This is a genomic window from Calidifontibacillus oryziterrae (assembly GCF_000331575.1).
In the GTDB taxonomy this organism is placed as follows: Bacteria; Bacillota; Bacilli; order Bacillales; family Bacillaceae_J; genus Calidifontibacillus_A; species Calidifontibacillus_A oryziterrae.
The window spans coordinates 140,790-153,699 of record NZ_ANOK01000004.1 but is presented as its reverse complement, the minus strand read 5'-3'; the positions used below and the strand labels follow the sequence as shown (position 1 = coordinate 153,699).

The window sequence follows — 12,910 nt, the reverse complement described above, 5'->3', positions numbered from 1 at the left end:
TTGTCCGTTAACCAATACTAATTCAATCGAAGTCATACCTTATTTTATTATTTTAATACAGTTTTTAGATGTAGAATTATAGCATTTCGCTAATTGTTTTTGCCTGCATATGAAGAGCTAAATAATCTGGACCACCTGCTTTTGAATCTGTACCAGACATGTTAAAGCCACCGAATGGTTGGTAACCTACAATCGCACCCGTACAATTGCGGTTAAAGTATAGGTTCCCTACATGGAATTCCCGCTTTGCTCGTTCAATGTGCTCACGGTTATTCGAAATAAGCGCACCAGTTAGTCCGTATTCAGTATTATTTGCAATTTCAAGTCCCTCATCAAACGTCTTAAACTTTGAGAAACCTACTACAGGACCAAAGATTTCTTCCTGTTGTACTCTTCCGTTCGGATCAAGATCAGCAATAATCGTTGGCTCAATGAAGTAACCTTTTGAATCATCACCATTTCCGCCAGCTGCTATGCGTCCTTCCTTTTTGCCAATTTCTATATATTCCATAATCTTATTAAATGAAGCTTGATCAATAACTGGTCCCATATATGTTTCATATTTTTCTGGATCACCAGTAACCGCTGCTTTCGTAATTTCAACGACACGGTTTAAAACTTGATCATAAACATCTTCATGGACAACCGCACGCGAACCCGCTGAACATTTTTGCCCCGCAAAGCCGAATGCAGAAGTAAAAATAGATTGCGCCGCCAATTCAACGTCACAGTCTTTATCAACAACGACCGTATCTTTGCCACCCATTTCAGCAATGACACGTTTTAAATGCTTTTGACCAGGTTGAACAACAGCTGCACGTCCGAAAATACGTAAACCAACATCACGTGAACCAGTAAATGTAATTAGTGCGGTTTTCGGATGATCAACTAAATAGTCACCAACTTCAGCTCCGCTTCCCGGAATAAAGTTCACTACTCCTTTTGGAAGACCAGCTTGTTCTAAAACATCAACAAACCAAGCAGCAACTACTGGAGTAGCACTTGCAGGCTTAAGAAGTACTGTGTTACCGGTTACGATTGGAGCTACAGTAGTACCCGCCATAATTGCAAATGCGAAGTTCCAAGGCGGAATAACGACTGCTACACCTGATGGTTGGTAAACATATTGATTCCGTTCACCATCACGGCTTAATACCGGCTTCCCTTTCGCTAATTCAATCATTTGACGTGCATAATATTCCATAAAATCAATTGCTTCAGCAGTATCTGCATCTGCTTCCTTCCACGGTTTCCCCGCTTCTTTAACTAACAACGCAGAGAACTCATGCTTACGGCGGCGAGTAATTGCAGCTGCACGGAAGAGAATTCCTGCCCTTGCTTCAGCATCCCACTTTCTCCACGTTTTAAACGCCGAAGATGCTGCTTCCATTGCCTTTTCAGCTAAATCCTTATTCGCTTTAGAAACACGACCAATCACTTCAGCTTTATTAGCAGGATTAACAGAAACGATTTTTTCTTCTGTTGTAATGCGCTCACCACCAATAATAAGGTCATAATCTTTTCCCAGTAACGTGTTTACTTTTTCTAAAGCTGCCTCGAAGTCCTTGCGGTTTTTTTCTACTGAAAAATCTGTCAAAGGTTCATGTTTATACGGTGTGTACATCGAATCTCTCCTTTTATTATAAATTTAATAATGTGATATACATTTTTTCGCAATAAATGACTAACATTTTAGAGTTTATGCAACCTAGCTTTTAACCATACCTTTGAAGACAAATGCTATATTGGCTGGTCTTTCGGCTAATCGTCTCATACAATAGCCATACCAGTCCTTCCCATATGGTAAGTAGACCCGCATTTTATAGCCTTCCTTAGCTAAATCTAATTGTGTTTGACTTCTCATCCCATAAAGCATTTGAAATTCGAATTGACTAGTAGGTATTTGCTGTTCTTTAACAAACTCTTTTGTAAAATTAATCATTGCGTCGTCATGTGTTGCTACTGCAGTGTAATTTCCATTTAACAAATGCATTTTTACAATGTTTATAAAGTTATTATCTACATCTTTTTTATCTGGAAATGCAACATCTGCTGATTCTTTATAAGCACCTTTCACAATCCGGAGAGCAGGATTAAATTTATTTAAGTCTAAAACATCTTGTTCAGTACGATATAGATAAGCCTGCACAACAGTACTTACATACTCATACTTTACTTTAAATTGTTTAAATAAATCTAAGGTTGCCTGACAACGTGGAAAATCCTCCATATCAATCGTTACCAATATTTTATTATGCTCAGCCGTTTCCAAAATAGAGGTCATATTTTGATAAACGAGCTCGTGGTCGATGTCTAGTCCGAGTGATGTCATTTTTACAGAAACTTGAGAGTCTAGTCGTTCACGGCTAATAGTTTTAATTGTTTCAACACACTCAGCGGCCCGCTCGCGAGCTACATCAGCAGAATCAACAAATTCACCTAAATGGTCAACAGTTACAGCTAAGCCTTTATTATTCAAATCTCTAATTACTGGGATTGAGCATTTGAAATCTATTCCCCCTATGATTTTACCAGTAGCGAAGCTGCCGCCACGATTTTGGGCAATATGATTTAACATTTTGCTTTTTGACAAATAAAGAAAAAAGTTTCTAGTAAGCGCTTCCACGTTGATCACTCCCTTCGCTTATAAAAAGTTCATATAAATAATTTTACAGCTAGTAATTCAGTATTCACAATGTTAGTAACGTACAATATTTCGAGCGTTTATTTGTTTAAAAGCTACAAATACAACTTTAACGTTATTAATGAAAACCCTTGAACCTCTCACAACTTAAGTCACGAGTATTCCCACTAACGAAATTTAAAAACAGGAGCGAAGGTTTAAACCTCTCACTCCTGTTTATGATTTGATAATAGTATAATGGTCGCCACGATAAAAGCTGCTCCGAGCCATTCCATCACAACAAATGAAGTCTTAAGCCAAGCCACAGATACAATCGCTGCTGTTAATGGTTCAATACTAGCAAGCATACTTGTTTCAGAAGGGCTGATATAATTTAAGCTTTCCATATAGCAATAAAACGGAATTAATGTCCCAAACACTATAACAAATAAAATAAAAAACAGACTACCCACAGACAAAGAACCCTGGAATTCCCATGGAGGATGGATAAAGCTTATTGCAAGACCACCAATTAACATACCCCAGCCCGTGATTGTAATTGAATCCCATTTCTTTAACAGATTTCTCGGTTGTATTGTATAAAAAGCTAAAGCAAATGCCGAGGTAATTCCCCAAAACAGTGCTGCTTTTGTAATTGACAAACTTTCTAACGTACCTTTTGTAACTAACAAAAACGTCCCAACAATTGCAAAAATCAGTGCAAGCTGTTCTTTCCCGACTGGAAGCTTTCGATTAACAATAACATAGTAAATTGCAATTAAAGCCGGTGCTAAATATTGTAAGAATGTAGCGGTTGCGGCATTTGATGCTTCAATTGCAACAAAATACGTGTATTGAACGGTTAGCATTCCAAATAAGGCAAACAAAAGTAAAGGAAAGCGGTCACTCTTTGATTTCCATATATTCAAAAATGACCGTTTATATTTAAGTGCTGAAATAAGCAACAATAACAACCCTGAAGTAGTTAATCTGATCGTAATGAGCCAACCTGGCGAAAGACCTTTAACTTGGAACAAATATTGGGCAACTGTACCGGATAACCCCCATAATATTGCACCTGTTAAAACAAGAAAAATTCCAATTGATTTATTTTTTGACATCACTGATACAGCTTCCATGTTTTCATCCCTGTCTAAATAGTCTAATAATCTTAAAGATAATCAATATATTAACAGAAATTTCCTAGTATTAAAATGAGAAAAAAGTCAGCCTTGAACTCAGGGCTGACCCGTATCTACTCTATAAAAATCTATTATAGCTATATTATTCTCACAGTGCATTCTCACGCATTCAACTATTGCAGAACACATTGTTTTATTTTAAAGCTTAACCTTATTTATTTAAACAATCACCGTTCGGTTCTTTCCAGCTTTTTTTGCAATGTACATCGCATCATCGGTTAGACGTAAAAGCTCAGTTGAGGATTTCGCATCTTCTGGATAAGCAGATATACCAATTGATACTGTAATAGGCTCACCAATCGGGCTTGATTGTGTAGCAATCTTCAACCGAAGTCGCTCAGCAATTTGACTTGTTAAATTTTTATCTGCTTGCGGCAATAAAATTAGAAATTCTTCGCCGCCGTATCGAAAACAAATATCATTTTTCCGAACTTCGTCCATCATAATGTTGGCAATATATTGCAAAACCTTGTCTCCCATTACATGTCCATAAATATCATTAACTTGTTTAAAATGATCGATATCAAATAATACCATACTAAAAGGGATATCGTTTTGTATCCAGTCCTCAATAATCATTTTCAGAGCCCGGCGGTTAGAAAGTTTTGTAAGGGGGTCCGTATAGGCCTCTACAGATAAATGATTAATTTGATTTCGTAACGAATCTACGCCAATCATCATTGCGTTTTTCAATGTTTTCGCTTCTTTGTACCATGTTGAAATTTTAGATAATGGTTTTTCATGATTACCATGACAAAGCCTTTCAGAAAAAGTTGATAATTGATTCAACGGTTTTACGATAAGCTTTGCTATCCACGAAGATAGCGCAAACAAAAGCAAAAAGAACGGTCCTGAATATAACATCATATTTTTAACTAAATCTTTCGCCGGCATCAAGGCGAGCTCGGTAGGAGTCTGGGAGATAATTCCCCAATTACTGCTTTCCACAGGTGCATAGCCTGCCAACATATCGGCTCCTACAGTATTAACAACACGCTCTGCTCCCCTTCCACCCTGCAACACCTTGCGAACAACTTCATTCTTTGTAACATCTTCACCTAATCTTTTAGGCTGTGGATGGTAAATTAGGCTGCCTTTTTGGTCAACAACATAAAGATAAGATTCATTACGATAAAAGTGAGTCTCCAAAATTGAGCTTAAGGCATTGTTTTCATGGAGATAAATCGATCCAGCTAATAATCCCAAAAACTGATTCCCATCATAAATTGGCACTGTTATCATAACAATTAATCGGTCTGTCATTCCGATAAAAGGATCGGAAACATATGGACCTTTTAACAAATTAGCTTGGTAAAAAACAGTTTTATTAAAGGGTTTCCCTTGTAATTTTAACGTCTTCGGTGCAATATTCTTTATTTTTCCGGTCACATCGACAAATACAACTGAATTAAAAAAATTACTGCTACCTAGAATTTCATCCAACCGTCGTTGGACTTGATCATCGTTGCCAAGCTTTAATGGAAATCCTACTGCCGAAACTTGAAGCTTTTTCTTTACATCAACAAAAAATCCCTCTGCTGTGCTAGCAACTTTTTCTGCGTATCCTTGATTGGATTCAAGAGTATTATTTATTAATGTATTGTAAGTGAGTTTATAGCTGACAAAGATACTAATACATAATGTAAGTAACAATGAGAATATTAATAACGCTGTAATCCAAAATCGAATTGAATGATTTTTAATAGATAGAATCGATTTCAATTCCATACCCCCATCAGAGGAAACCTAGCTAGAATAGCTTCCTAACTGAATCTTTTTTTTCGAAAGCATTTGTTCAATTTCATCAGAAGGAACTGGTCTGCTAATTAAAAAGCCTTGAACTCCTACACAATTATATGTTCGTAAGAAATTCACCTGATCTTCAGTTTCCACACCTTCTGCTATTAATTCAAGACCTAAATTTTGTCCCATAGAAATGATCGTTCCTACTATGAGTTTATTATTCTCATCAGTAAATAAATTTGAGATGAATGATTGATCAATCTTTAATGTATCTATTGGGAACGAATAAAGATAACTTAATGAACTATAGCCTGTTCCAAAATCATCCACTGAAATTCGAACTCCTAATGCTTTAAGACTTTGAAAGATGGAAATAGCCCTCTCCATATTCATCGTCATACTTTCAGTTATTTCAATCTCTAAATGTTGCGGATTTATGTTATATTTCTTCAAGGCAGATTCTACTATTTCGACTAAGTCCTCTTGGAATAATTGACGCAGTGAAAGATTGACCGAGATTCGTATTGGACCGATCCCTTTATTTTGCCAGTCTCTTAATTGCTTACAAGCCTGTTCAATTACCCAGTTACCGATCGGGATAATTAACCCCGTTTCTTCTGCTAACGGAATAAATCTTCCTGGCGAGATCATACCTTTATCATGATGATTCCAGCGAATCAACGCTTCAACTCCAATAATATCCCCTGTTTCAATATTCACTTGTGGCTGATAATGCAGAATCATTTCATCCCTTGCGATCGCCTGCCTTAAATCATTTTCAAGGAAAATATTTTCAAATAACTCTTTATTCATGTCAGGATGATACACCATAACAGCTTGTCCATTTTTCTTTGCTTCATGCATGGCTATATGTGCTTGCTTGATTAACTGCTGCACGTCATGAATATCATCTTGATAAATAGTGATTCCAATTGAGGACGTTATATGAAATTTAAATCCTTTCGCAATCATAGGTTCCTCAAGACGTTGATGAATATTGTTAGCATAGCGAGTTAATTCAGAAATATCTTTTACATTTGGCAATACAAACATAAACTCATCTGCTACCATTCTTGCTAGAATTACTTCTTCCTTATGAAACTCTCGCAATCTCATTGCGATTGTTTTGAGGAATAAATCCCCCATTTCGTTCCCTAATGAGTCATTCACATTTTTAAAACGATTTAAATTAATAGAAACAAGAGCGAAAGTATCAGTAGTACCTTTTATATTATTAAAATATTCTTCTAAACACTTTAATAAAAAGTTACGGTTTGGCAAGCCCGTTAATTCATCATGGTAAGCTAAATAATTTATTTTTTCTTGAATTTTAATTTGGTCGGTAATATCTGTTATTGAATGAATTGTATTTAGTATTTCATCGTCATTATTTAGAATCGGTGTTGAATTTACCGATAATGTAGTTGGTTCATTATTTCCCTTAGTTAATTTGTAGATTGAATCTTTTATAGACTTATTGGTTTTTGCAATAAAGTCAACCGGACTTTGCCCCTCAATATTATTTAAGCCATCTATTGTCTTAATAGTCCAAGCTGAGTCAGCTTCCTTTTTATATACCGTCTCATCATGGGATATTCCGATCATATCCTCAGCAGTTTTATTTGCAAAAATAACTTGTCCGTCCTTGTCAGTAATAACTATTCCATTTGGGATTGTATTCACAATCGTTTCTAACCGTTTTTCACTTTCCTGTAGCTTTTGTTGAACTTGTTTTTGAACAATAAAAGGCTCTCCAATTGAAACAGCAAAAATTCCATTCATAAAGAAAAAGTAACTAATTCCTTTAAAAATGTGTCCCGCTAGATTTGCTAAATCAAATGGATATACAAAAACTGTTAAACTTAATTCACTAAAAATCGCAAAACCTAAAGCTACAATTAAAATAAGATAGGAATCCTTCTTATGTTGTCGATATTGTTTAAACAAAATAGCAATTGTAACCAAAAACAAAATAGCAATAAAATATTCTAGTAGTTTATTAATTGTTGTTGGACCTACTCCGGTAATCACTAAAACCGGAAGCAATTCTCCTTGGAGTAAAACAAATCCAGAAATGGAACCAGCCAATATAAATACAGTTGTATACACATAAAAACGCTTTATATTACTTTGTTTGTCCGCACTACTAAAAAGAATAAGTATACCAAGTGACAAAGTTAACCTTGAAATGAGCCAAAACCAAGTAGGTACCGCATCAGTAACAATACTCGAAGAAAAAGGCATTCCTTTATAAAAAAGAGTATGAAAAATATCAAACAAACCGATCGTTAAAAACAAAGCACCTAATGCTAGTCGATGCTTAGAACGTGTATGCGGAAATATAACCCAAGCTTGTATCGCAATCCCCATTGCAACTAAAATACTAAATAGCTCTAAAATTGTATGTACAGATAAGAAAATTTGTGGTTCTAAATCAATATCAACATGTAGGTTCGTTGTATGAATACCGAGAAAGATCAACAATCCCGCAATTAATGTTATGTATGTATGAATCTCAGTCTTTTTTGTCATTTATTTTAAGTCTCCTCTGAGATTTGTAATTTTTTTATAATCGACAAATTTTTACCATATATACATTATAAAATATAGTAACCAACCGTGTACATAAATTGTTGTACATTCTTCGATTTTTGTATCTTGTGGACTATGAAATTACTAGGAAAAACGTCACATATAAGAAATACTTGCCAAAAAACTTTTTAAAATATTTGCCCGTTTATCCTTTACTACTATTATAATGTTTTATAAATATATTTTTCTATTTAATTACGATAATTATCATAATAAAGGGTGGTGTGACTAATACGATGAACTCTTATGTTAATGAACAGAACGGAATATTCCCAGCAGTATGCCCGCTAGATTGCCCTGACCAATGTGGTTTGCTCCTGCACAAAGTAAACGGAACGGTAATAAAGGTTGAAGGAGACCCGAATCATCCGGTAACGAAAGGGCATATTTGTAATAAAGTTCGAAATATGCCGGCACGTATTAATGATCAAAATCGTCTTAAATATCCAATGAAACGTATAGGAGCAAAAGGTTCCGGCAAATTCGAGCAAATCAGCTGGACTGAAGCTCTAGACACAATCTCTAACAAGTGGAAAACTCTTATCGCAGAACATGGCCCAGAAACGATACTACCATATAGCTTTTATGGCAATATGGGAAACCTTACTTCTGAAGGAATGGGGCATGCATTTTTTAATGCACTGGGAGCAAGTAGACTTGACCGAACTATTTGCAACTCAGCAGGAGCAAAAGGATATAAATATACAATGGGTGCTAGTCGTGGCATCGATCCCGAAGATACGATTCACTCAAAGCTGTTCATTTTCTGGGGTATAAATGCTGTTAGCACAAATATGCATCAAATTTTACTTGCCCAAAAAGCAAGGAAGCAAGGGGCAAAAATTATTGTTATTGATGTTCATAAAAACCAAACTGGTCGTTTAGCTGATTGGTTTATTCCAATTCAACCTGGTACAGATAGCGCCCTTGCCCTTGGAATGATGCATATACTATTTAAGGAGAATATGGTTGACTATGCATTCTTAGAAAAATTTACAGTCGGGCATGATGAACTTAAGAAGCATGTTACTCAATATGATCCGAAAACCGTTTCTGAAATTACTGGTGTACCCGAGGATGACCTTTACAAGCTTTCTCGTTTATATGGGGAAATTTCCCCTTCCTATATAAGAATAGGTAATGGATTGCAGCATCACGATAACGGGGGAATGGCCGTTCGAACTATTGCGTGTTTACCTGCGTTAACTGGTCAATGGCTTGTTAAAGGAGGCGGTGCGATAAAAAGCAATTCAGGTTATTTATCCTACAATTCTGTCGTGACGCAACGACCAGATTTATTGGAAAATCCAAATACTCGAACAATCAATATGAACTTACTTGGTCAAGCATTGCTCGATCTTGAACCAAAAATTCATTCCATGTACGTCTATAATAGCAACCCTGCGATTGTTGCGCCAAATTGCAATAAGGTAAGAGCCGGATTAGCTCGCGAGGATTTATTTTTAGTAGTGCATGATTTATTTATGACAGAGACTGCTTTTTTTGCAGATATTATTTTGCCGGCAACCTCTTCGTTTGAAAACATGGATTTCTACGCATCGTATTGGCATCATTATATACAGATTCAAAAACCAGTAATAGAACCACATTTCGAAGCTAAATCCAATGTTGAAGTGTTCCAGTTGTTAGCAAAAGAAATGGGATTTACTGATCCTATTTTTAAAGAATCAGAAGAAACGTTAATTCGTAAAGCTCTAGATTATCAAGAAAATCCATATATTGAGCACATTAACTTCGAATCGTTAATTGAACAAAACTATCAGAAATGCCAAAGTTATACGTTTGATCCCGGTAATTTACCAACTCCAAGCGGAAAAATCGAATTATACTCTGGAGCAATGGCACAAGCAGGGCTACCACCGTTACCAACATACTTACCTTTAAAGGATGATGGTGACTTCCCGTTTAAGTTTATCCCTGCGCCAAATCATAATTTCATAAACTCGACGTTTGCGAATAATGAATTTCATGTTGAGCTTGAAAAAAATCCTGTTGCCTATATAAATCATGTGGATGCTCTTGACAGAGGTATTCATGATGGAGATACAGTTCGAATCTGGAACAACCGTGGTGCTTGTGAGCTAAAGGTTAAGGTTGGCGAAGATGTTTTGCCTAGTGTAATTGTGACTCAAGGTCTATGGACACATAGAGGCACTCAAAAACATTTAGTAAATGCTTTAACACCTGATCGTGTTGCCGATATGGGTGGTGGTGCTACGTTTTTCTCAGGACGCGTTAATATTGAAAAAATATGATGGTAAAATATATAGAATCCGAATCTTTTTAAAATTTAAGACACATGTGCAAGTTCAACACCTTTTACAAAATGTAAATAACATGTATAGATCCCCCCATTTTTAACAAAATTAAGAAATAGTTGAGCTTTTTTACGAACTGAAAAAGGGGATCTCAAAATGAAGCTTACACCAAAGCAAGTTGTTGAATTACATGGATTTAATAACCTGACAAAAACACTTAGCTTTAATATGTATGATATTTGTTATACAAAAACAATCGAGGAACGGAAAGCCTATTTAGAGTATATTGATGAACAATATAATGCTGAAAGATTAACAAAAATTTTATCAGATGTAACACATATTATTGGGGCAAACATTTTAAACGTTGCCAAGCAGGACTTTGATCCGCAGGGGGCAAGTGTAGCGATGTTAATTTCCGAACAACCGGTTGACAAATCTCCCGTAGAATCATTTGAAGAATCACCAGGTCCGATCCCCGGATCGGTTATTGCGCAATTAGATAAGAGCCACATCACCGTCCACACCTATCCTGAATCACATCCTGATGAAGGAATCAGTACATTTAGGGCAGATGTGGATGTCTCAACATGCGGAGAAATCTCACCTCTTAAAGCGTTAAACTACTTAATTCACTCATTTGAGACAGATGTAATGACGATTGATTATCGCGTTCGTGGATTTACGAGAGATATCACTGGGCATAAGTTATTTATTGATCATGAAATCAATTCAATTCAAAATTATATTCCGGATGAAGTTTATGACTTGTATCATATGATTGATGTCAATGTCTATCAGGAGAACATCTTTCATACAAAATGTAAACTGCGCGAATTTGATTTAGATAATTATTTATTTGGGAAAAAGAAGGACCAAATCCCAATGGATGAGCAGATATTAATAACTGAAAAATTAAAGCTTGAAATGGATGAAATTTTCTACGGGAAAAATATAGTTTTTTAAACGGGATAGTTCTACAGTGTGGTTTTAATAAGCGCTTTAATAAAGTTCATATTTTAAATTTTTTCTAATTAGCTTAACTTACTCATAAAAAATTTGAATGCACATGTCATACCCACATGTGCATTCGTATTACATATAGCTATTTTTTATAAAATTAACAACCATAAATAAAGACCAATAAGTGTAACAAATAATGTTGGAATAGTTAGTACTATACCAATTTTAAAATAATACCCCCATGTGATCTTCACACTTTTATTTGATAGAACATGAAGCCATAAAAGCGTTGCTAAGGAGCCAATTGGGGTGATTTTCGGCCCCAAATCAGAGCCAATTACATTAGCGTAAATCAACCCTTCACGGATTACATCAGTTGTATTTGTATCTGTAATTGCCAGTGCATCAATCATAACAGTAGGCAAATTGTTCATGATTGAAGATTGGATTGCAGCTAAAAAACCCATCACAAACGTCCCTACAAATAGGCCTTGATCTGCGGCAGTTTGAATAATCTCTGTAAGCACACTTGTTAAACCTACGTTTCGCAATCCATATACAACAACATACATTCCGATTGAGAAAAAAACGATGGACCAAGGTGCACTTCTTACTATTTGCTTTATTTGAACGGCATGGCTTTTCCGCGCCATAAACAAAAACAATATTGCTACAAAGACAACGATGAATGAAACTGGGATACTCATAAACTCACTGACAAAATAACCTACTAATAATATTGCTAATACAAACCACGCCAAAATAAACAATTTACGGTCTAGAATTGCATCCGCAGGTTTCTTCAATTGTCCCAATTCATACTGTTTCGGGAGCTTTTTTCTAAAATATAAGAAAAGCACAAGTATACTAGCCGTTAATGAAAACAAATTTGGTACAATCATCCGTGATGCATATTCAACAAACCCTAGCCCAAAAAAGTCGGCTGACACAATATTAACTAAGTTACTAATAATAAACGGTAAGGATGTAGTATCGGCAATAAATCCACTCGCCATTATAAACGGAATTATCATTTGTTCCTTGAAGTTCATTGCTCTTACCATTGCTAACACTATAGGTGTTAAAATTAAAGCAGCTCCATCATTTGTAAAAAACGCGGCTACAATCGCTCCTAAAATCGTTACATAAATAAACATTTTAATGCCACTGCCATTAGCAAATCGAGCCATGTGGAGAGCCGACCATTCAAAGAATCCTATATTATCTAAAATCAAAGATATAATGATGATCCCAATTAAAGCCAATGTCGCATTCCAAACTATACCTGTTACAGTTAAAACATCATTTACATTCACAACACCTGCAAGTAGCGCTATAATTGCCCCACCACAAGCCGGCCATCCAATCGAAAGATTACGCGGCTGCCAAATTACAAAAACAAGCGTAACAATAAAAATACATGCTGCTATTATTATGTCTATCATTTAAATGTAATTCTCCTAACTAATGCCCAAAATCTACTGCCCTTTTTAGAATCGAACAACAAC

General features: G+C 35.7%; 8 protein-coding genes. 2 read left to right on the top strand and 6 right to left on the bottom strand.

Going from position 1 to position 12,910, the window contains the following annotated elements:
• Window positions 1–76: 76 nt before the first annotated feature.
• From pruA to D612_RS17825, 5 genes are all read right to left on the bottom strand, one after another.
• Window positions 77–1,624 carry an L-glutamate gamma-semialdehyde dehydrogenase gene (pruA, locus tag D612_RS0103985; protein WP_017754195.1) on the bottom strand — a complete coding sequence of 516 codons (1,548 nt, stop codon included), beginning with the start codon at window positions 1,622–1,624 and terminating at the stop codon, window positions 77–79.
• Between the two features lie 84 nt (window positions 1,625–1,708).
• Complete coding sequence (locus D612_RS0103980; RefSeq protein ID WP_017754194.1) at window positions 1,709–2,626, bottom strand: proline dehydrogenase family protein; 918 nt, start codon at window positions 2,624–2,626, stop codon at window positions 1,709–1,711.
• 224 nt (window positions 2,627–2,850) lie between these two features.
• Window positions 2,851–3,762, bottom strand: a complete 912-nt coding sequence (locus D612_RS0103975; protein WP_017754193.1) for a DMT family transporter — start codon at window positions 3,760–3,762, stop codon at window positions 2,851–2,853.
• A 222-nt stretch (window positions 3,763–3,984) separates the two neighbouring features.
• On the bottom strand, window positions 3,985–5,547 hold the full coding sequence (locus D612_RS0103970; protein WP_017754192.1) for a sensor domain-containing diguanylate cyclase: 1,563 nt from the start codon (window positions 5,545–5,547) through the stop codon (window positions 3,985–3,987).
• 24 nt (window positions 5,548–5,571) lie between these two features.
• A complete protein-coding gene (locus D612_RS17825) occupies window positions 5,572–8,100 on the bottom strand; it encodes an EAL domain-containing protein (protein WP_017754191.1) in 2,529 nt (842 codons plus the stop codon).
• Between the two features lie 296 nt (window positions 8,101–8,396).
• Between D612_RS17825 and D612_RS0103960 the strand changes: the two genes are divergently transcribed.
• Entirely contained in the window at window positions 8,397–10,436 is a 2,040-nt protein-coding gene (locus tag D612_RS0103960) for a molybdopterin-dependent oxidoreductase (RefSeq protein WP_017754190.1), read from the top strand.
• A 159-nt stretch (window positions 10,437–10,595) separates the two neighbouring features.
• Window positions 10,596–11,405, top strand: a complete 810-nt coding sequence (gene speD / locus D612_RS0103955) for an adenosylmethionine decarboxylase (protein WP_017754189.1) — start codon at window positions 10,596–10,598, stop codon at window positions 11,403–11,405.
• Between the two features lie 146 nt (window positions 11,406–11,551).
• Here the strand turns inward: speD and D612_RS0103950 are convergent, their stop codons facing one another.
• Window positions 11,552–12,847 (bottom strand): arsenic transporter, encoded by a 1,296-nt coding sequence (locus D612_RS0103950; protein ID WP_017754188.1) that lies wholly within the window; start codon window positions 12,845–12,847, stop codon window positions 11,552–11,554.
• Window positions 12,848–12,910 lie beyond the last annotated feature (63 nt).